The 21,399-nt window shown below is 39.0% G+C and carries 16 protein-coding genes; 7 read left to right on the top strand and 9 right to left on the bottom strand.

Translation table 11 applies throughout. The annotated features are described in order from the left end of the window. On the bottom strand, positions 1-2,094 hold the full coding sequence (porE, locus tag HMPREF0659_RS09095) for a PorE family type IX secretion system protein (RefSeq protein ID WP_044046062.1): 2,094 nt from the start codon (positions 2,092-2,094) through the stop codon (positions 1-3). Positions 2,095-2,203: 109 nt separating this feature from the next. Further along, positions 2,204-4,912 carry an endonuclease MutS2 gene (locus tag HMPREF0659_RS09090; RefSeq protein WP_044046186.1) on the bottom strand — a complete coding sequence of 903 codons (2,709 nt, stop codon included), beginning with the start codon at positions 4,910-4,912 and terminating at the stop codon, positions 2,204-2,206. Positions 4,913-5,258: 346 nt separating this feature from the next. Between HMPREF0659_RS09090 and HMPREF0659_RS09085 the strand changes: the two genes are divergently transcribed. Both HMPREF0659_RS09085 and HMPREF0659_RS09080 read left to right on the top strand, forming a co-directional pair. Continuing rightward, the gene (locus tag HMPREF0659_RS09085; RefSeq protein ID WP_013264582.1) at positions 5,259-6,491 is read left to right on the top strand and encodes an IS4 family transposase; all 1,233 of its coding nucleotides are present in this window, start codon (positions 5,259-5,261) and stop codon (positions 6,489-6,491) included. Between the two features lie 565 nt (positions 6,492-7,056). Then, positions 7,057-9,075: a TonB-dependent receptor plug domain-containing protein gene (locus HMPREF0659_RS09080; RefSeq protein WP_226893199.1), complete on the top strand. Its 2,019-nt coding sequence runs from the start codon at positions 7,057-7,059 to the stop codon at positions 9,073-9,075. A 192-nt stretch (positions 9,076-9,267) separates the two neighbouring features. Here the strand turns inward: HMPREF0659_RS09080 and HMPREF0659_RS09075 are convergent, their stop codons facing one another. Both HMPREF0659_RS09075 and lepA read right to left on the bottom strand, forming a co-directional pair. Next, complete coding sequence (locus HMPREF0659_RS09075; protein WP_013265218.1) at positions 9,268-9,867, bottom strand: Crp/Fnr family transcriptional regulator; 600 nt, start codon at positions 9,865-9,867, stop codon at positions 9,268-9,270. A gap of 28 nt (positions 9,868-9,895) precedes the next feature. Continuing rightward, positions 9,896-11,677: a translation elongation factor 4 gene (gene lepA, locus HMPREF0659_RS09070; RefSeq protein WP_013265463.1), complete on the bottom strand. Its 1,782-nt coding sequence runs from the start codon at positions 11,675-11,677 to the stop codon at positions 9,896-9,898. A gap of 171 nt (positions 11,678-11,848) precedes the next feature. Here lepA and HMPREF0659_RS09065 point away from each other — a divergent pair, with 171 nt between their 5' ends. The 3 genes from HMPREF0659_RS09065 to HMPREF0659_RS09055 all read left to right on the top strand — a co-directional run bounded on the left by HMPREF0659_RS09065 (position 11,849) and on the right by HMPREF0659_RS09055 (position 14,352). Then, positions 11,849-12,247 (top strand): hypothetical protein, encoded by a 399-nt coding sequence (locus HMPREF0659_RS09065; RefSeq protein WP_013265094.1) that lies wholly within the window; start codon positions 11,849-11,851, stop codon positions 12,245-12,247. Between the two features lie 162 nt (positions 12,248-12,409). Continuing rightward, positions 12,410-13,930 (top strand): Y-family DNA polymerase, encoded by a 1,521-nt coding sequence (locus HMPREF0659_RS09060; protein ID WP_013265845.1) that lies wholly within the window; start codon positions 12,410-12,412, stop codon positions 13,928-13,930. Further along, a complete protein-coding gene (locus tag HMPREF0659_RS09055; protein WP_044046061.1) occupies positions 13,927-14,352 on the top strand; it encodes a YolD-like family protein in 426 nt (141 codons plus the stop codon). The genes HMPREF0659_RS09060 and HMPREF0659_RS09055 overlap by 4 nt, the downstream gene beginning before the upstream one ends. Before the next feature lie 401 nt (positions 14,353-14,753). Here the strand turns inward: HMPREF0659_RS09055 and HMPREF0659_RS09050 are convergent, their stop codons facing one another. From HMPREF0659_RS09050 to HMPREF0659_RS09035, 4 genes are all read right to left on the bottom strand, one after another. Next, the gene (locus HMPREF0659_RS09050) at positions 14,754-15,122 is read right to left on the bottom strand and encodes a hypothetical protein (protein WP_226893198.1); all 369 of its coding nucleotides are present in this window, start codon (positions 15,120-15,122) and stop codon (positions 14,754-14,756) included. Between the two features lie 64 nt (positions 15,123-15,186). Beyond that, a complete protein-coding gene (locus HMPREF0659_RS09045) occupies positions 15,187-15,897 on the bottom strand; it encodes a hypothetical protein (RefSeq protein ID WP_146160290.1) in 711 nt (236 codons plus the stop codon). A 29-nt stretch (positions 15,898-15,926) separates the two neighbouring features. After that, complete coding sequence (locus tag HMPREF0659_RS09040) at positions 15,927-17,174, bottom strand: ABC transporter permease (protein ID WP_013265912.1); 1,248 nt, start codon at positions 17,172-17,174, stop codon at positions 15,927-15,929. A 288-nt stretch (positions 17,175-17,462) separates the two neighbouring features. Beyond that, positions 17,463-18,668, bottom strand: a complete 1,206-nt coding sequence (locus HMPREF0659_RS09035) for a pyridoxal phosphate-dependent aminotransferase (RefSeq protein ID WP_013265132.1) — start codon at positions 18,666-18,668, stop codon at positions 17,463-17,465. Positions 18,669-18,892: 224 nt separating this feature from the next. Between HMPREF0659_RS09035 and HMPREF0659_RS09030 the strand changes: the two genes are divergently transcribed. Continuing rightward, entirely contained in the window at positions 18,893-19,372 is a 480-nt protein-coding gene (locus HMPREF0659_RS09030; protein ID WP_013265760.1) for a DUF4494 domain-containing protein, read from the top strand. A 33-nt stretch (positions 19,373-19,405) separates the two neighbouring features. Beyond that, a complete protein-coding gene (locus HMPREF0659_RS09025) occupies positions 19,406-20,077 on the top strand; it encodes a YggS family pyridoxal phosphate-dependent enzyme (protein ID WP_013265653.1) in 672 nt (223 codons plus the stop codon). A gap of 221 nt (positions 20,078-20,298) precedes the next feature. On the opposite strand, the gene hisC is transcribed toward HMPREF0659_RS09025, so the two are convergent. After that, positions 20,299-21,348, bottom strand: a complete 1,050-nt coding sequence (gene hisC, locus HMPREF0659_RS09020) for a histidinol-phosphate transaminase (protein ID WP_013265096.1) — start codon at positions 21,346-21,348, stop codon at positions 20,299-20,301. Between the last annotated feature and the right edge of the window lie 51 nt (positions 21,349-21,399).

Genomic DNA, 21,399 nt, shown 5'->3' with positions numbered 1-21,399 from the left:
TTAGGGAATGTTAATGATAATCATTCCATCGTCATCAAGACTTTCTTTTTTCTTTGGTTTTGGCTGTTGCTTAAGGTTTCCCTTCTCATCAAACATACCATATGTGGTTCGAAGCACTGTAAACTCAGTACGGCGGTTCAATTGATTGGCTATTTCTTGCTTCTCCTTATCGAGTTTCTTGATGAAATCTTCAGTGAGTACATCGTTTTCCTTTAGCCAAGGGTACTTCTCTGTAACCTTCTTACGAATCTTCTTTGGACGTTCTTTGCCATATCCAACAGGTGTAAGACGGTCGCGAACAATGCCATGTGCAGTGAGATAAGCCACTACGGCATCTGCACGTCGTTGTGAAAGGCGTTTATTATAATCAGCAGAACCAAGGTAATCGGTGTGAGCCGAGAGTTCTATTGTTACATTCGGATTCTCCTTGAGAAGATTGACAAGAGCATCCAAAGCCTTCTCTGATTCTGGTCGAAGCGTCGCTTTATCAAAATCATAGAAGATATTATCTATCAACACAGGTACGTTTATACCTGGTAAAGCAAACTGAAGGGTATATACTTTAGAGTCATCTACATTCCCAACCTTAATTTCTTCCTTATGATTTAAGTAGCCATTGCAGGTCGCAAGGAAGATATAATTAACGCCAGGCTTTATCTCTTGTTCGAAAGAACCATCTCCTTTAACAGCTAACTTCTTGTTAGTTCCATCATCACCAACCATAAATATCTGTGCTGCTGGCAACTCATAACCATCCATTTCATAGACCCATCCCTTTACAGTCTGGATGATTTCAGGGAGTTCAAAGCTATAGATATGATCCCAACCTCGACCATCACCACGGTTTGAGGAGAAGAAACCGCGATTATGAATGCCCTCGAAAGTCATACCAAAGTCGTCACCTTGTGAGTTAAGAGGGTATCCAGGATGTTCCAAGTGGTAGCGACGATCGTTGCCAACCTTAGCTATAAAGATATCAAGACCACCCAAACCACCATGTCCATTACTTGAGAAATAAAGGTCACCGTTTGGTCGGAATGTAGGGAATTCTTCATCTCCTTGGGTGTTGATTGGTTCTCCGAGGTTCTCAACACCTCCCGTTGTACCGCCTGTCAGACGTACACGCCAGATATCAAGACCACCTTTTCCACCAGGCATATCACTGGTAAAATAAAGCCAATTACCATCTGGTGAGACAGCAGGATGTGCAAAACTTGATAGCGTATCACGACTAATTTCCAACTTATTAGCTTTTCCCCAAGCTGCATCAGAGCGATTACTTACTGAAATTTGAGCATAGCGAGGATTGCTTGGATCGGTCAAACACTGTGTAATATACATTTCCCTCCCATCGACAGAGAAAGCAGGCGTACCCTCATCAGCCTCTGTATTCAATGCAGACTCTATAGCCTTCGGTGTACTCCATTTGCCTTTATCATCCTTTTCACTAAGAAAGATGTCACCAGCCTTTGCACCAGTAATACCGCTCAATTCGTCACCTTTGGCTTCATTTCGTGTAGAAGTAAAGTAAAGCTGTTCGTATTTATCACCAAAAAGCATTGGCGAATAATCCTGTCGACGTGAGTTAAACACGTCCATACGCTTCACAATATACTTTGAACCACGCTCTTTTACGCTTGCAGCTATTGATGCAGCCTGAAGCTCTTGAGCTATCAATTGATTGTTAGGGATTGAATCAAGCGCAATACGATACTCCTTAACAGCCTCCGAATAGCTACCTTCCTTCATTAGATTATCAGCCAAACGCTTATGCGTCTCACCATTATCCAGTTTATAGCGGATAACATTTCTATAAGCTGATATTGCCCGTTGAGAGGACGAAATACGCTCATAACACTCAGCCATCTTCAAAGAAAGTTCTCCACGTTGGCGTCTATCCTTAGGCGAAGTACGTTGATAAGCTGTTTTAAATTGGTTCGCAGCGTCATAATATTCGCCCAAGGAAAGGTGTTTTTCGCCTTTCTTAATATTTCTATCTATACCGCATGACGTCAGCATCAACGTGACACCAACAGCTAACAGAAGATTCTGTCGCTGTTTGCTAAGTATATGTAAAAGCCTTAGGTAGTTCATATTAATATTCTAACGCTTGCTCTTTCAATTTATTGCCTATATTCTTTATCTGTCTCCTAATAAAAGAAATAACTCGTAAACTTGTTTACTTGTAAACTTGTCAACTAACTTATAGTTCCACAACCGTGATACCTGCACCGCCAAACTGTACATGTTCATCGCGATAGTTTGTAACATTAGGAACACTGCCAAGATACTGTCGGATTAGCTGACGAAGTATACCATTGCCTTTACCATGAAGAATACGCACCTGACTTGCCCCAACAAGAATAGCATCATCTATAAAGTATTGCACCTGATTTAAGGCTTCATCAGCCCTCATACCACGTACATCCAACTCTTGTCGGAACTGATTACGATGCTTGTCAATGGTCTCACGAGTCTCACGACTATAGTTATAAGCTTGAAATTGCTTCTGTTCTGACTGAATAGTTTCCGCATCAACATGCTCCAAACGACTAATAGCCATCTTTGTTCTCATACCACCAAAGATTACAGTTGCCTGCTTTCCTTCAATAGATTCCACCTTACCAACAGACGTTAGACCCTTTATACGTACAGAATCACCAGCCATAACGAGTCCACCTCCTTGCTGTTTACGTACGGCATTCTTCAATGCTTCAGCAGCTGCTTGCTGTTTACTTGCCTTTTCTTTCAGATGCTGTTCGTGGCGTTCCTTACGACTCTTAATCTTGTCAACCTTCTTTTGGAAATCGTCATCAGAGAGTAGTCCGCTACTCTTAAGTTTCTTCTTATTAGACGTATCACTCTTATCTGTCTTTCCTGCATCCGTCAATCCTGCTTCATAAGCAGCCAATTCCTGACGAATACGCTTGGTTTCTTCCTTCTCAGCCTGCTTCTCTCTGATTTCTCGAATAGCGTTTTCTATACGTCGATTACTCTCCTTGATAATCTCTTCAGCTTGTGCCTTGGCACGGTTGAGAATCTCCTTACGACTTTGTTCTAACGCTGCAATATCCTTTTCATATTGACCGATACTTTTCTCCAATTCCTTCTCATGGCTGTGAATGATTTGACGCTTATTCTCCCAATAACGTTTATCTCGAACAATATCCTGTAAGTACTTATCACTCTGAATATAATCAGAACCAACAATCTCTGACGCATCACGGATTACTTCTTCTGGTATTCCCGTCTTTCGAGCAATCTCAATAGCAAACGAACTACCGGGTCTACCGATAGCCAACTGGAAGAGTGGGCGCATTTCATGACGGTCATAGAGCATCGCACCATTGACTGTACCAGGATGTTCTTCCGCAAAATGCTTAAGGTTTTGATAGTGGGTTGTTATCACAGCCCAAGCATGCTTCTTCCAGAACTGACGTAAAACAGACTCGGCAATTGCTCCACCAATCTGTGGTTCCGTACCAGTTCCAAACTCATCAATGAGGATAAGCGTAGACTCTGAAGCACGACGCATCATCACCTTCATATTCATCAAGTGAGAAGAATAGGTACTAAGATCGTTCTCAATACTCTGTTCATCACCGATATCTATCATAATATCCGTAAAAATGCCAGTGGTTGAGCGGTCGCCAACAGGAATCGAAAGACCGCACTGAAGCATATACTGAAGTAAACCCACAGTTTTCAAACAAACAGATTTACCACCAGCATTCGGACCAGAGATAATCAGTAGATGCTTATCTTTTGTGAGTTGAATATCGAGAGGAACAACACTTGAAGGAACATTACGTGTATCGTTCTCTTCTTCTAATACCGTGTCGTAATATTGTGTGTTATCAACTTCATTAGAAACTTTATCTATTTCTTTGTTATCTACAGATAATGAAGCATTTAACTTATTATTATGCTTTCTTTCTAATGATAATTGAAGTAGGGGATGAATAGCTCTAATCCAATCAATATGAGGCTCCTCTGCCACCTGTGGCTCAAAACTCTTAAAGAGTCGAGCCAGCTCAGCCTTTGCACGAATAAAGTCTACTGCCGCCATAAGATTGTATGAATCGAGAATCTCACGCACATTCGGACGTACCTTCTTAGCAAAGTCCGTGAGAATTCGAATCATCTCTCTACGCTCCTCATTCTCAAGTTCGCGAACCTTATTATTAGCCTCTACAACCTCAGTAGGCTCAATATATACCGTCCTACCCGTAGCACTTTCATCGTGTACAATACCCGAAATCTTACGTTTCAAACCCGGTGCAACAGGGATAACCAGTCGACCATCACGCAATGTAGGTGTGACATCCTTCTCAACAAGTCCTTCACCCTGTGCAGCACGCAAGATACCATATAACGTACGTGAGATACTTCCCTCGATGCGCGCCAACTCACGACGTATCTGAAGTAGTTCTGGAGAAGCATTGTCACGCATTTTACCGAATTTATCGATAATCTGTGAGATACGCTGAACAAGCAAAGGGAAGGTTGCAACACCATCAGCAAGATTGTAAAGAGCAGGATAGAAATGACGTATTTCGCCCTGTTCCGTCTCCTCTCCACGGCTCAGAAAGTTCACAATAGCAATAATTGTCTCTAACGAACGCTTCAAATCAAAGAGTTCTTCCACTTCCATGTGAGTTCCTTCCAAGCGGATTCGTGCCACACTTTCACGTACATCAAAGAAATTATCTAAAGGAAAGTCGTCTTGTCCCTCTTGTATTCTACGAAACTCTCTAACCTCTTCCATCCAGGTATTCACCTGTACGGCATCGGTTGAGAAACTCATTGCATCAACTCGTTCCTTACCTAAAGGTGACAAACAGCGTGCACGCAGAAGTGAGCGCACCTCTGTGAAACCAATCTTTTGCTCAAAGTTCTTGGGATATATCATTACTTTCATCTTCTCAATGTGTTATTTGTAGGCTTTAATATCAGTATCGATTCCACTGATAAATTACTAAATCAACAATCCTTTTTGCTAATATATGAAACAGCCTATTGAACTGCAAATTTACAAAATGTTTCTGTAATATGGATAGTATAAGTGCAGAACCTTTGACGCTAAGTTGATTATTAATCCACATCTAACTGTTATTTCTATTCTATTGGTGTCCGATAAAACTTTTTTTGCGTTCATATCTTTTTAATTCAGAATAATAAAAAAACGGGCTGATTGTTTTGCACATTCAGCCCTTCTTATTTCCTTTGTAGTTGTCATAATAAAACAATGAAATAAGATGAACAAAAGTACACATTTTATCGGACAGCCACTATATGTTCAACTGTTAAACTATTTTAATCGTGATAAAATTCTCTCTCTGAGCCAAGCTCAGGGAGGTGAACACTATATAAAGAAGTTTGATGCATGGCATCATCTTGTTGTCATGCTTTATGCAGTAATGCTGCGTTTAGACTCTCTGCGTGAGATAAAAGCCTCTCTCTTTGCTAATGTTAATCGCTTTAATCATCTTGGTTTAAAGCATTTCCCTTGTCGAAGTACCTTGTCAGATGCAAATAAACGCCGAGATTCCGAGATATTCGGTTCGATCTATATGAACCTATATGAGAAATACCGCCATGAGCTTTACTCGGACAGCCGAAATTGTGGACAGCCTAAATGGCTGAAGAATCTAAAGATAATAGATTCTACGACAATAAGTCTGTTTTCTAACTTGGTCTTTAAAGGTGTAGGACGTAATCCCAAAACTGGTAAGAAGAAGGGTGGAATAAAAGTACATACAGAGATATTTGCCAATGAGAATGTTCCAAGCGATATTAAGTTCACATCTGCAGCTAGTCATGATCAGTTTGCACTTATCCCAGAACGATACGCCAATGAGGACCTGATTGCTTTTGACCGAGCCTATATAAACTATGAAAAGTTCTCTGAACTGACGCAAAGAGGCGTTATATATGTAACTAAGATGAAAAATAATCTTAGCTTTGAAAGGATTGCTGATACAGATTACCAGATGACTACAGATTATGGAGCTGTACGCGTAGAAACCATTCTCTTCCATAAGCATACAAAGGAAAAAGATATTTACCATAAAGCAAGAAAAATCACATATCAGGATAAGACCAAGAAAGGGAAAATCAGATTCATATCTCTGCTGACCAATGATTTTCAGATGTCAGCAGAAGATATTATAGCTATCTATAAGAGACGATGGCAAATAGAAACCTTATTTAAACAAATAAAACAGAATTTCCCGCTAAGATACTTCTATGGAGAGAGTGCGAACGCTATAAAAATACAAATATGGATTACACTTATAGCCAATCTGCTTATAACCCTAGTGAAGAACAAAATAAAGAGACCTTGGAGTTTCTCAGGCTTGGCAACAATGATAAGAATTCTACTTATGAGTTATGTCTCAATACAGAGTTTCTTTGAACGGCCACATAGAGACTGGGATAGATTGATTACCCAGGTAAAAGCCCCACCAGAAGAGTTGTCATTATTCTAGTGGGGGGGCTTGGAATTTGAAATAAGAACAAATCATGCCTATTTCAGCAGGATTGAGAGAGGATATTGCAGTATATAGAGGTTTTATCGGACAGCAATATTTCTATTCATACTATTGTCTTCTGAATCAATGTTTTTATTGTTTCCCGACAATACATTGCTCAAGCAGATGAGTTGTTTGTAGCTTATTCACCTTATCACAACTTCTATAAGAGTTCTAACTTTCCATTTCCTACTAACAGATTACAGCTTATCACATAGAGTATGAATGCTCCGCACATGTGGTGTTGATACTCCGCACCAATAGTGCTGATGCCCCGCACCATTGGTGCTAATGGTTAACACCACTACACTTTACGTTTAAAACATAAGTAATTTGTAGTTTGAAAAACATTATAACACCCTAAACAGACAAAGAATACAAGTTTTTCAATGTTAATGTATGGTTTTTCTATTTTTGAACCTATTATTTAATATTTTTGTGTAAGTTTGCATATGATTCTACGGAAGATTATCTTTATTGCTGAAAGTCTATTACATAAACTCATTCACTGAGGTCTATCTATATGAGAAAACTACTATTCATAATATTTCTAACATGCTTTCAAACATCATTGTATGCTCAGACTAACAATGTGTTACTGAGTCGTATCCTACGGCAGGTACAGCTATTCCCGCAAGAGAAGACCTACGTATTTACCGATGCAGATAGTTATCAAGCAGGACAACGTATTAACTTGCGTGTCTTCTTAGTGAATGCAGTAGTTCATCAGGCGGATAGTGTGAGCCGTTATGTATACGTAGAACTTCTTAATCCAGAACGTCTCGTAGTGAAACGAGTACGTCTAATACGAAGCGATCAAGGTTTTGTTGGTCATATTGACATTCCTGAAGGAGTGGTGAAAGGACGTTATTTATTACGTAGTTATACGAAGAATATGTTGAACCTCAGTCGCTATGAGAGTCTTAAAAGTATCTTTATTGGTGGTCATGGAAAGCTATTACCTTTTAAGTATGGGGGCGCTACAAATATTATCAATAATAATTCGAAAATAAAACTATCTATCAATGAATTAAACAAGAATATTAAAGTAAGTATTAACAATCCATCAGATAGCTTAAATAGTAGCTATAGACTATTTGTTCACTGTCGTTCAATCCCTCTTTTCTTTGGAAAAATAAGCCAAGGAAGAGATATTATTCTGAGTTATGATAGTCTTTCTCAAGGAGGTATTTATTCTTTCCAGCTCTTGGATTCTAACTTAAAAACGGTTGTAGAGAAACTGAAATTCTTATATCCAGAGAAAGAACAGTGTCCGATTTCTGTAAAATGGACAGCAGCAGAGAAATCAAATGATAAGCAAACACCTTGTATTATTAAGGCTGATAGCTTACGAGAGGGAGAGACAATGGATGTTTCTCTACGTGTGGAATATGCTGGAACTAACGATTTAACAGGACACTCAAACATCCTTTCTCATTTATTATACGATATGGATGTGGCAGATTGTCCAGAAGAGCCAACATCTGTTCTTTCTGATAATCAATCAGAACAATTGCTTGACAGCTGCAGTTGGAATCGGTATCGAATGGCAGATGTAATCAGAGGGGAATGTAAGAAGGGAAAGATTGGTATCGAAAAGTCTGCTGTGATAAGTGGACGAATTGAGACATTGGTAGGGCATAAAGCTATAAAAGAAGGTATTGTAAATCTTATTTCACCCGATAAAGGCTTTTATGCTGTTACTAAAACCGATGCACAAGGTCGTTTTTCATTTGAAGGAATAGATTTTCCTGAAGGTACACAGTATGTTCTTAATGCCTTTACAAAAGCTGGAAAATCGTGGGTAAAACTGCTATTAGATGAAGAGGAGTTCCCTGCTTATAAAGGTCAACTTCCGCCGTTTGAATGGACGAGTAATGATACTACACGCGTAGATACAACATTAGAATTGCCGAAAGGGGGTATACAGATGGAAGAAGTGAATATCTTCAGTCATCAACCTACCTATTCTTCTCGTTCTGATGCTTATGCACGAACTGCTGACTTCTCCTTTGGTCTACGTGATATAGAGAGTATTGGTGCAACTTGTTTGCATGAATTATTGCGTAGAGTACCGAGTGTTACGGTTGAATTGGGGAAATGCTATGTACGTGGAGGTACGGCTGTAGATGGAAAAAGACCAGCCGCTATTGCCATAGATGGGATATTTGTCAATGATGATTACGATTTAGACAACATCCAGATGTCCGATGTTGAGAGAGTAGATGTCTTTAAGGGCGGCTCAACTGTTATTTGGGGAGCGATTGGTGGTATGGGTGTTATCTCTATAACAACGAAGAAAGGGGATTTCAAAGCGGCTTCTGTACCACTAACAAATACGAAGACTTTTACAACATTAGGCTATCAAATTCCACAAAGTTACACTCCTAACGCACATACTCCAGTGTGGTTACCTTCATTACGTGGTAGTTCTTTCCGTCTACTTTTACCTGCAGAATATCGTTCAAACTATCGTATTATAATTGAAGGTGTGACAAGTGAAGGGAGAATTATCCACTATGTGGGAGAGTTAGGGAAGTAGGATAGGGTGGTTACATTGGTATCATAGAGTTGCAATTAATGCCCTCTACATACTATTAAGAGCTATTCAAGGAAAATAATTAGAGGAGTTAAATAATTACTTTTACTTTTATCATTCGCTTTTCAATACGAATAATAGGTAATTATTTAACTCCTCTAACTGCTTATAACGCTTGATAAGTATTAAAACGCATTAATCATCAAGCAATGTTGACGAACGAACACGGCTTAATGTTTCTGGTGTCATCTGCAGATAGCTGGCAATATAAACCAGCGGTGCACGCAAGATAACCTGTGGACTTAGCTTACACATTCTCTTATAACGAGCTTGTGCAGTCTCAAAACGTACAAGGTCAGCATGTACCTGTGAGGTGATAAGACTCTCTTCCAAGATCTTACGATAGAGAATCTGAATATTAACATTATGAAGAGCTACCTGCTCCAACTTCTGTTTTGGTAGCGCATAAACCCATGTTGGCTCTATAGCCTCAACCTGTAGTTTGGTTGGCTCCTCACGGAAAAGACTTTCAATACACATAAAGATACTTCTGTCCTCTCCTAAGTGTTCAGTAATCTGCTTGCCGTTTTTGAAATAGAATTGACGAATTAGGCCTCTTTCTATATAATAAACGTGCTTGCAGATTTCACCTTCACTGAGAATCATCTGTCCTTTTGCGAATTTCATTGGTACGAGGATACTTTCAAGTACATCCAACTCATCATGAGTCATCGTACTATATTTACGTGCCAATTCACGTGCTATATCTCTTGAATCGTTCACCAAATCTTTCATTTTCCTTTCCTTTCTTAACTCTTTGATATTAATCTAACTTCAATACTGCAAGGAATGCTTTCTGTGGAACCTGTACGTTTCCAATCTGTTTCATACGCTTCTTACCCTTCTTCTGTTTCTCAAGAAGTTTACGCTTACGGCTGATATCACCACCATAACACTTGGCTGTAACGTCCTTACGTACCTGCTTAACGGTCTCTCGGGCAACAATCTTTGCTCCGATAGCAGCCTGAATAGCGATATCAAACTGCTGACGTGGGATTAAGTCTTTTAGCTTCTCACATATTCTTCGACCAAAAACAATAGCATTACTCTCATGTGTCAGTGCTGATAGGGCATCAACAGGCTCTCCATTCAAAAGAATATCAAGCTTAGCTAACTTTGAAGGACGGTAAGAATCGATATGATAATCAAATGAAGCGTAGCCTTTAGAAATACTCTTCAGTTTGTCATAGAAGTCTATCACGATCTCACCCAATGGAATCATGAAGAGGAGTTCCAAACGATTTCCACTCACATAGTTCTGGCTAATGAGTTCACCTCGCTTATCAAGACAAAGCGTCATGATAGGACCAATGTAATCACTGGAGGTAATAATAGAGGCTTTAATATAAGGCTCTTCAATATGATCAATCATTGTCTGATCCGGTAGACCAGATGGATTATGAACCTCCTTTTCATTTCCTTGCTTGTCATACACCATGTAACTTACGTTAGGCACAGTGGTAATGACATCCATGTTGAACTCACGATCCAAACGTTCCTGTATAATCTCCATGTGAAGCAGACCTAAGAAGCCACAACGGAAACCAAAGCCCAAAGCCTGAGAACTCTCTGGCTGGAAGGTTAGTGAGGCATCATTCAACTGCAGTTTCTCCAATGAAGAACGCAATCCTTCGTAATCATTTGGGTCAACAGGATAGACACCAGCAAAGACCATAGGCTTTACTTCTTGGAATCCTTCAATAGCTTTCTCACAAGGATTGACTATATGGGTAACAGTATCACCCACCTTCACCTCTGTGGCAGTCTTAACACCAGAGATGATGTATCCCACCTCTCCTGTTGAGAGCTGTTGGGTAGGCATCATATCCATCTTCAATACGCCCACTTCATCAGCAGCGTATTCCATTCCTGTCTGTACAAACTTAACTTTATCACCCTTCTTGATGACACCATTCTCAACCTTACACAGTGTGATAATACCACGGAAAGAGTTGAAGATAGAGTCAAAAATAAGCGCCTGCAACGGAGCTTTGGTATCACCTGTTGGTGAAGGGATACGCTTAATGATTGCTTCAAGTATGTCTGGCACACCCTCACCAGTCTTTCCACTGGCACGAATGATCTCCTTTGGGTCACAACCAATGAGGTCAACAATCTCGTCTTCAACCTCTTCAGGCATAGCATTTGGCATATCAATCTTGTTGATAACAGGGATAATTTCCAAGTTATGATCAATAGCCATATAGAGGTTAGAAATCGTCTGAGCCTGTACTCCCTGTGTAGCATCAACGATAAGCAATGCACCTTCACACGCTGCAATGCTTCGTGACACCTCATACGAGAAGTCTACATGGCCCGGAGTATCGATAAGATTAAGAATATATTTCTCCTTATCCAATGTGTACTCCATCTGGATAGCATGACTCTTGATAGTAATACCACGTTCACGCTCCAAGTCCATATCGTCAAGCATCTGTCCACCAGTAATCTTTATCGTCTGAGTATATTCAAGGAGACGATCCGCCAAGGTTGATTTACCATGGTCAATATGGGCAATAATGCAGAAATTTCTTATATGATTCATCAGTTTGTCTATATTTTCAAAGTGCAAATATAGTCATAATTATTGAGAATTAAGAACCTTAAAATAAGAAATTGCCTATTTTTTCTTATCTTTGCAACGGATATATGGTTAGGGTGAAGATAAAAAGTGTTATCTTTACATAAAGCCCTTACGAAATTAATATTAACTTGAATGAGAATGAAACACTTACTTTATGCAGGCGTACTGCTGCTTTCTCTTTCTGCTTGTCATAAAAGTCTGGAGGACAGAGCAGCACAAGAATGTAAAGAATATACAGAAAAGAAGTGTCCTACACCCGTAGTAAATGACACAAGAATGGACAGTATGGTCTTTGAACCTTCGTCTCGAACCATCCATTACTATTACTCACTTGTAGGAAATGCAGATAACGAACAGGCTGTTAACGCAAAGAAGTCTGAGTTAAGAAAAGCTTTGCGTGATGCTTTGAAGGCTGATACAGGCACAAAAGGTTATAAGGATGCTGGCTTCAACTTCCGATATACTTATCGTTCAGGCAAATCTCCTTCAAAGGTGTTGCTGGATGAGCAATACACTGAAAAGGACTATTAAAAGCTGAAAAAAGGATTTTAGAGAGAGTTAGTGAAGTAAGATACGCTTCTAATTTATCTGTAACGGAGAATTGATGCTTAACTTCACTAATTCTCTTTCGTTGTCTTTTGATTCCTGTAATACTATTCTATAAAACTTTCAAACACTTATTCCTTCTTCAAAATGTCTTCATCAAGAAAACCATCTACTAAGACTTACATTGCCATAGACCTTAAATCGTTCTATGCCAGTGTTGAATGTGTAGAGCGTGGACTTGACCCAATGACAACCAACTTGGTTGTAGCGGATAAAGGAAGAACAGAAAAGACTATTTGTCTTGCCGTCTCACCATCTCTGAAGGCACACGGAATTCCTGGCCGTGCACGTCTTTTTGAAGTGATACAACGCTTGAGAGAGGTTAATGAGGAACGTTGTTTCTTAGCAGGAAAAGCACTTACAGGAAAATCATACAACGCGAAAGAACTCGAACAACATCCTGATTGGGCTGTTGATTATCTTACGGCAATCCCCCGTATGTCGCATTATATCAAGCATAGCGCAAAGATTTACAATATTTACCTGCGCTATATTGCCCCAGAAGACATACATGTTTACTCCATTGATGAGGTCTTTATCGATGCTACAGCTTACCTCTCCAGCTATCGTATGACTGCCCACGAGTTAGCAATGAAGATGATACGTGATGTCTTACGTGAGACTGGTATCACTGCAACAGCAGGCATAGGAACGAATATGTACCTTTGTAAAGTAGCGATGGACATTGTTGCAAAGCACATACCTGCCGACAAAGATGGTGTACGTATTGCCGAACTGGATGAGAAAAGTTATCGTGATAAACTATGGGACCACCGTCCACTCACCGACTTTTGGCGTGTAGGAAGAGGCATTGCACAGCGTCTTTATTCCTATGGAATTGACACAATGGGTAAGATTGCACGTTGTTCTATCCATCAAGAGGAACTACTTTATAAGCTCTTTGGCGTGAATGCCGAATTACTTATCGACCATGCTTGGGGGTGGGAGTCTTGTACGATGGAGATGGTTAAGGCTTATCGACCAGAGCATAGTTCGATGAGTAGTGGTCAAGTTCTCCAAGAGGCTTATAGTTTTCGTAAGGCAAGGGTTGTCGTACAAGAGATGGCTGATGCTATTGCATTAGACTTAGTTGAGAAACGTTGTGTGTCTGACCAACTTGTTCTGTATGTTGGTTACGACCGTGAAAGCCTTACTTCCCCTGCAGGAAAGGATTATACTGGTCCTGTTTCTGTAGACTGGTACGGACGAAAAGTACCTAAGAGTGCTCACGGAACAGCCAATCTCCACCGCTTTACATCTTCCTCTCGACTGATAGGAAAGGCTATCCTTGCACTTTATGATGAGATTGTTGATAAACGCTTATTGGTTAGAAGATTAAATATATCAACCAATCACGTTATCAGTGAGGAGCAGATGAGACAGCGAGCCTCCAAGCCAGTCGAGCTTGATATGTTCACCGATTATGAGGCTGTAAAGAAAGAGAAGCAGATTGAAGAAGCAGCGTTAGCACGTGAACGAAAGATACAAGAAACCATTATTAATATCAAGAACAAGTTTGGTAAGAACTCTTTGCTTCGTGGTTTAAACTTTGATGAAGGTTCGACGGCAAAGGAGCGTAATAAACAGATAGGAGGACATAAAGCATGACAGATAATTACGACGATATTATTCACCTTCCTCGTCACGTCTCAAAGCGGCATCCGCAGATGAGTCTGTATAACCGTGCTGCTCAATTTGCTCCTTTTGCTGCCCTCACTGGTTATGGTGCAGCGATTGCAGAGACTGCCCGACAGACAAGTCCTAAGATTGAGATGATGGAAGACGACCGTCAATTGATGGACCGAAAGCTCTCAATTCTTTCCTCTCATTTAGAAGAAGAGCCAACTATCTCTATTACCTTTTTCCAGCCCGATGGACGTAAGGCAGGTGGACATTATCTTACGACTACAGGCATTGTTAAGGCTATTCGTACCAATGAGCGTATCATTATATTGAAAGATAGAAAGAAGATAAGCATTGACGCTATTGTTGGTTTAGAAGGAGAGCTGTTTTCTCCCAATAAACTTTAGGTGTCTATCATAGGAATTAATACCTAAAAAGATTCCACTGCGCTAACTTTATATAAAGTATTTAGCACTCGCACCATTCGTGTTTACCGTTCGCACCATTGGTGCTTACCAATAGCACGACGTGTGCTAAGCTACAACATAAAACTTATAAGTAATATTTTTACTCTAAAATTACCACAACAAGGATTGGAAAAAAGTTTACATACTTTTCTTATATTATACCTTAAAACGATAAGAAAATAGCATTTTCAATTACCTTTGTAACTAAAAGCATATCAAACGATTACAAACTTGTATAAGAAAAGGTGCTTAATAGGACTCTTAAAGGGCGTTAGTAAGGCTTCAATTAACGCCCTTTTGAACCTCAATTAAACCTTAATTCAAATCGAAGTAAGCCTTAATTATTTTTCAATCTTATAATTTTCTTTACAAAACCGCAGATTACCTTTCCAGTAATTTATATCATCTTCCTTCATAGACATCCTCCAATCTTCGATGTCTCTATGGGCTAATAAAACTATTGCATCACGATTGTAAAGGGAATATAACAAGGCATTGGCTGCATAATCAGTTGCCGAATTCTGCAAAAGTTGCATCCATTGTTCTTTCTTAATAGTTCTTATAAGGCTATCCTCGTCGGCGGATAACTTGACACATACACGATAACCAATATCGTGAATAGGAAAACAGGAATCGCAAGCCACCTTCAAGATATCAAAATGAATATCTCGGTTATTAATAAAGCTAATATCAGTTCTATGCTTCTTCACTTCAGTTGGCTTTCTAAGCGTACAAGAAAATACCATCAAAGATAAGATAGTTAATAGACCTAATTTACTCGTAACCGCATATAGCCCGCAAGTAAAGACGTGATAAAATTTGTCCTTTAGATGAATCTTTGTCATAAGAAACTTGATAACTCTTTCCGTTGTAAGTAAATATAGTCCAATATCCAATAGGCTTTATTCTTTTAGTTTTAACGTCAACTAAAGCAAAGCCCTTTGAAGCAATATGTTTCTTGTCAAAAAACTTTTTAATAAAAATTATGCTGTCTGCTGTTGTGTAGTTAAAGAAAGGAATGTTTTCCTTCTCACTTTTTGTAACGTTGCTACGTACTGAGGTTGTGAGTTTATTTGAAGACTCTGCTAATAGATATTTTTTATAAAGTGGTTCTGTAAGCTGTTTGATAAATTCAGCCCTGTTGACACTAACCCATTTTTCGGCAAGTGAATAGTAAGTAGGGGAGTCCTTGCCACCTCCAATTTCCAAATCAAAGTCACACTCACTTTGTCTTATATAATAATAACAAGTACCTTTATACTCCACATACTCACCTATTTCAGCCTTTGGAAAGCCTATAGGCTTCAAAGTTTCTGGATATTCTCCGTGCTGTTTTTTATAAGTTTCTAATCTTTCAATTAGATCCTTAGCCCTCAGCTTTCCTATATAGATGTTATATACAGGGATATATTTAATAACACAGAGTACAACCAAAATAATCTCCGTAACAACAGAAATATAGATAACCACTCGATTCCTTTTCATAGCTTTCATTCTGAAGGGGATAAATGTTATTACTCGTAGTGCATTGACTTAGCTGGATGAATGCGACTTATAAGATAGCTTGGTGCAATCAGAACTGCAACACATACCAACAATGTCGCGAGGTTAAGAGCAATGATAAGTGGAAGGTTGACTTCTACTGGTACCGTACTTACATAATAAGTTTGTGGATCGAGCTTTATAAGTCCAGTCCACTTCTGCAAGAAGATAATACCAAATCCAATAAGGTTACCAATAAGCAGACCTCTACCAATAATAAAGGTAGCAAACCAAAGGAAGATATGACGTATCTGACGATTACGTGAACCAAGTGCCTTTAAAATACCAATCATCTGAGTACGTTCGAGAATGATAATCAATAGACCTGATATCATCGTAACACCAGCAACCGCTACCATAAGTGCAAGAATAATCCATACGTTTAAGTCCATTAAATCAAGCCAAGAGAATATCTGCGGATTTTGATCTATAATATTCTCTGCAGAGTAAGTTTCTCCGTAATGGTCAGTCGTATTCTTCACTTTATTAAGTACGCGAAGAGTTATATTATTTAGTTGTGAGAAGTCATTAACAAGTAATTCCACTCCGCTACATTGGTCTGCTTCCCATCCATTTAGCTTATTAGCTGTATATAAATCAGTGAAACAAATCTGCGAATCAAACTGCTTCATATTTGTTTCATAGATACCTGCGATAGTAAACTTACGTGTTCGAACACCTTGATCGTTAATAAAGTAGGCAAAAAGACGTTGTCCTACCTTCAGGTTAAGTTTGTCAGCAATCGTTTTGGAGATAACTAACTTCTGTTGATTCTCTGTAGCAGAGAAATGGGGGAGACTTCCCTCTACCATATTATTATGTATAAAGGTAGTATCAAAGTCTGGTCCAACACCTTTCAACATAACACCTAAGAAATCATTATCGGTCTTTAATATGCCCTGTGTATACGCATAACGCTGCACATGCTTTACACCTGGTACCGCCTTGAGTTCCTTTATAAGTGAATCGTTTACTGCTATTGGATATTGCTCAGAGCCCTGCAATGTAAGGAAGTTGGCTACAGTTATATGACTTCCAAAGCCCACCATCTTATCACGGATAGTATGCTTAAAACCCAATACAACACATACAGACACAATCATTACAGCCAAACCGATTGCTACACCAATAGTAGCAATAGTAATAGCAGGCTTCGACACCTTTCGTGTCTTGTCTCCTCCGTTATATATTTTACGAGCAATAAAAAGCGGATAGTTCATTATTTTAATTTATAATTCATAATCCATAATTCATAATTATGATTACTTCTTTAATTCAGAATTCAAAATTCATAATTCATAATTATGATTACCTTCATTCTGTATGAGTATATTCTATTTCAATATATTAATTATACAAGCTTATTTTTATTCCTTGCTTACAGTTATTTGCCTATCGTCAACCTATAATACTCTCCTAAATAAAATTGAGAAAGGGATTAACGAAAACAAATATCAGTAATCATAATTATGAATTATGAACTATGAATTGTGAATTATAAACAGACTTTACTCTTCATCTACACGTCCTGGATATGCCTCCAAAGCTTTTTGAAGAACAATCAAAGCACGCTGTAAATCTTCACGTTTAAGTACGTAAGCAATACGAACTTGGTTATGTCCAGCACCTGGCGTTGTATAGAAGCCACTGGCTGGAGCCATCATTATCGTTTCACCTTCATAATTAAACTCCTCCAAACACCAACGACAGAACTTATCTGAGTCGTCAACAGGGAGTTTAGCTACAGTATAAAAGGCTCCCATAGGGATAGGAGAGTAAACGCCTGGAATGCGATTCAGTCCGTCAATAAGACATTTACGACGCTCCACATACTCATCATAGACATCACGATAGTAAGAAGCAGGTGCATCAAGACTTGCTTCAGCAACAATCTGACCAATCAGTGGGGGAGAGAGACGTGCCTGACAGAACTTCATTACAGCCTTACGTATCTCTTCATTCTTTGTTATCAATGCACCAATACGAATACCACACTCACTGTAACGCTTTGACACAGAATCAATAAGAACCGTATTATTCTCAATTCCCTGTAAGTGCATTGCAGAGATATAAGGCGAGCCTGTATAGATATACTCACGATAAACCTCATCCGAGAAGAGATAAAGATCGTACTTCTTAACGAGGTCACGAATCTGATTCATCTCCCTTCTTGTATACAGATAACCAGTAGGGTTGTTTGGATTACATATCATGATAGCACGTGTCTTCTCGTTGATAAGTTCCTCAAACTTCTCAACCTTAGGCAGTGCAAATCCTTCTTCTATAGAGGTTGCAATCGTCTTTATCTTTGCACCAGCTGATATAGCAAATGCCATATAATTAGCATATGCAGGCTCTGGAACGATGATTTCATCTCCAGGATTTAGACATGCCATAAAAGAATACAGCACGGCTTCAGAACCACCAGCAGTAATGATGATATCGTCTGGTGTGACGTTTATGTTGAACTTCTCGTAAAAGTCACAGAGTTTTTCTCTATAAGAAAGATAGCCTTGAGATGGTGAGTACTCTAAAAGTTTACGATCAATCTTCTTCAGAGCGTCCAGTCCGCATTGCGGTGTTGGAAGATCAGGTTGACCGATATTCAAATGGTAAACTTTAATACCACGTTTCTTTGCTGCAACGGCAAGTGGAGCCAGTTTTCTAATAGGTGACTCCGGCATTTCAAGTCCACGAACTGATATTTCCGGCATAATGACTTTATTTATTCTCCCGATAATGAATGAGAGTAGAAGATATCTGCTCTTATATTCTTTACTATGATGCAAAGATAGACATTTTTTTTATTTTAACCGCACTTTTAGCTGATTAACGCAGATTTTTTACTACTTTTGCACACCTATAAAACCGCCTATTGCTCTTCATTTTGTCTTTATTTGATAGCTGAAAAGCAGGGCTTAAAACTTAAAGAATAATTATGAGAAGTAGAACAAGCACTTGGTTTGAGACACGAGTTAGATATGACAAGACCATGGAAGATGGTCAGAACAAGAAAGTCATTGAACAGTATGTGGTTGATGCATTCAGTTTCTCTGAGGCTGAGGAGTTTATCACAGAGGAAATGTCACACTATGTTAGCGGTGAGTTTGACGTAAAAGCCATTTCCCCAGCACCATTCGGTGAGATTTTCTTTAGCGATATTGATACTGACGACAAGTGGTTTAAGGCAAAGCTTTCTTTCATAACATTGGATGAAAAGACAGATAAGGAAAAGCGTACTTCAGTAACATATCTTGTTCAGGCACATTCTGTAAGCGGTGCTGTTAAGCATGTAGACGAGGTGATGGGTTCTACTATGATCGATTACGAGATTGCAGCTATCACTGAAACAAAGGTTATGGATGTCTTTGAACATCGTGCTGGGAAGAAAAACGATAAGCCAGAATTCGAGAAGTAAATTAATTAATAGACAAGAAAGAAACTTACAGTTATGTATGATGTAGCAAATAATTTACACGAAGTGCTTGGGAATCTTCCTGATGGTGTGAAGTTGGTTGCCATCAGTAAGTTTCACCCTAACGAATATTTGGAAGTGGCTTATCGTGAAGGGCAGCGCATCTTTGGCGAGAGTCAGGTGCAGGAACTATCTCGTAAGGTTGAAACACTCCCAAAGGATATAGAATGGCACTTTATTGGTCATCTACAAACCAATAAAGTGAAATATATTGCTCCCTATATCTCTATAGTTGAAGCTGTTGACTCTTTGAAGCTTTTAAAGGAAATCAATAAGCAAGCTGCGAAGTTCAACCGTATCATCAACGTTCTTCTTGAACTCCATATTGCAGAAGAGGAAACAAAGTATGGCTTCACTCCTGATGCTTGTCGTGAGCTATTGGAAGGCGGTGAATGGAAGGAACTTAAGAATGTACACATCTCAGGTTTAATGATGATGGCATCAAATGTAGATGACCGCAATCAGATTAAAAAGGAGATGATGTTGGCAGCCGACCTCTTTGACGAATTGAAGGCAAAGTATTTTGCTGATGACCCTGAATTCAAAGAGCGTTCATGGGGTATGAGTCATGACTATGATATAGCCGTGGAATGTCGCTCAACAATGGTTCGTGTGGGTACGACTATCTTTGGTCCACGTATTTATTAACCATCCGCACCATTGGTGTTAACCATCCGCACCATTGGTGCTGAGCCTCCACACTATCCTAAAAAGGCATTAGAGCCATATCTTATAGTCACCATGAAATAAACAAGACATTGCTAAATTACTTATACGAAGACGTCTTATCGTATAATACTAAACAAAAGTATTTGATTATCTATAAGTTGATGCTGTAATAAAGCAACATCAACTTATAGACTTTAAGACTATTTTGTTGGCTTATAACATCTAAGTAATCCAAGGATTTCTGCGTTTTCAGCCTTGGAACCAATTGTTATACGTAAGCAATTACCGCATAACGAAATGTTAGAGCATTCCCTAACATGGATACCTTTTTCACACAGATAGTCATACACACTTTGTGCATCTTTCATCTTTGCTAAGAAGAAATTGGCATTCGATGGATAGACTTTCTCACAACAAGCTAAACTCTCGAAGGCAAGAATCATACGTTTCCGCTCTAACAAGAGTATCTTTATCCAATCTTCAATATCATAGCGATGCTTAAGAGCATCAAGTCCTTGTTCTTGTGTCAGTTGACTGATATGGTAAGGACTACTCACCTTGTTGAAGATACTTATAATAGCTTCTTGTGCATAAACTACACCTAAACGGATAGCAGCACTTGCCCATGCCTTAGAGAAAGTGTTGAGCACTATCATATTAGGGAATTCTGACAAACGCTCTCGAAAGGTTTGCAGACGTGTGAAATCAGCATAAGCCTCATCAATAACAACAATACCATCAAATCCTTTCAATACCTTCTCAACTTCTTCAACATTCAGCAAATTGCCGCTTGGCGTATTAGGAGAGCAAAGCCATACTAACTTTGTATGCTTGTCACAAGCCTTGAGAAGTTCTGCTGCATTTAACTGAAAATCATCATCTAAAAGTGTAGAACGATATTCTATATCATTCAAGTATGCGTAACGTCTGTATAGTTCACAGGTCGGCTCTATCGCAACAACGTTATCAACCTTTGGCTGACAGAAGATACGATAGCACATGTCTATCGCTTCTGTAGAGCCATTGCTTAAGAAAATCTCCTTAGTTCTAACACCTTTTAGTTTGGCAAGTTCTTCCTTCAACTCTATCTGATCGTCAAAAGGATAGCGGTTAAAAGGTTTGTTATATGGATTTTCATTAGCATCAAGCATAATATGTTGAGAATCCCTTACATTCTCTTCAGCTTTTGTTTCAGCGCAAGAGATGAGTTCTCTAATATTTGTTCTAATTAGATTTTGTAAGTTTATCATATTATGTTTCTTTGTAGGTTGGTAGTTAATTATTTCAAGAATAAGAGCCTT

It is taken from the genome of Prevotella melaninogenica ATCC 25845 (assembly GCF_000144405.1).
GTDB lineage: Bacteria > Bacteroidota > Bacteroidia > Bacteroidales > Bacteroidaceae > Prevotella > Prevotella melaninogenica.
This window is presented reverse-complemented; position numbering and strand designations above follow the sequence as displayed.

Excerpts from the sequence above, each read along its gene's own strand:
- porE (WP_044046062.1), bottom strand. The coding sequence starts at position 2,094 with ATGAACTACCTAAGGCTTTTACATATACTTAGCAAACAGCGACAGAAT.
- HMPREF0659_RS09090 (WP_044046186.1), bottom strand. The coding sequence starts at position 4,912 with ATGATATATCCCAAGAACTTTGAGCAAAAGATTGGTTTCACAGAGGTG.
- HMPREF0659_RS09085 (WP_013264582.1), top strand. The coding sequence starts at position 5,259 with ATGAACAAAAGTACACATTTTATCGGACAGCCACTATATGTTCAACTG.
- HMPREF0659_RS09080 (WP_226893199.1), top strand. The coding sequence starts at position 7,057 with ATGAGAAAACTACTATTCATAATATTTCTAACATGCTTTCAAACATCA.
- HMPREF0659_RS09075 (WP_013265218.1), bottom strand. The coding sequence starts at position 9,867 with ATGAAAGATTTGGTGAACGATTCAAGAGATATAGCACGTGAATTGGCA.
- lepA (WP_013265463.1), bottom strand. The coding sequence starts at position 11,677 with ATGAATCATATAAGAAATTTCTGCATTATTGCCCATATTGACCATGGT.
- HMPREF0659_RS09065 (WP_013265094.1), top strand. The coding sequence starts at position 11,849 with ATGAGAATGAAACACTTACTTTATGCAGGCGTACTGCTGCTTTCTCTT.
- HMPREF0659_RS09060 (WP_013265845.1), top strand. The coding sequence starts at position 12,410 with ATGTCTTCATCAAGAAAACCATCTACTAAGACTTACATTGCCATAGAC.
- HMPREF0659_RS09055 (WP_044046061.1), top strand. The coding sequence starts at position 13,927 with ATGACAGATAATTACGACGATATTATTCACCTTCCTCGTCACGTCTCA.
- HMPREF0659_RS09045 (WP_146160290.1), bottom strand. The coding sequence starts at position 15,897 with ATGAAAAGGAATCGAGTGGTTATCTATATTTCTGTTGTTACGGAGATT.
- HMPREF0659_RS09040 (WP_013265912.1), bottom strand. The coding sequence starts at position 17,174 with ATGAACTATCCGCTTTTTATTGCTCGTAAAATATATAACGGAGGAGAC.
- HMPREF0659_RS09035 (WP_013265132.1), bottom strand. The coding sequence starts at position 18,668 with ATGCCGGAAATATCAGTTCGTGGACTTGAAATGCCGGAGTCACCTATT.
- HMPREF0659_RS09030 (WP_013265760.1), top strand. The coding sequence starts at position 18,893 with ATGAGAAGTAGAACAAGCACTTGGTTTGAGACACGAGTTAGATATGAC.
- HMPREF0659_RS09025 (WP_013265653.1), top strand. The coding sequence starts at position 19,406 with ATGTATGATGTAGCAAATAATTTACACGAAGTGCTTGGGAATCTTCCT.
- hisC (WP_013265096.1), bottom strand. The coding sequence starts at position 21,348 with ATGATAAACTTACAAAATCTAATTAGAACAAATATTAGAGAACTCATC.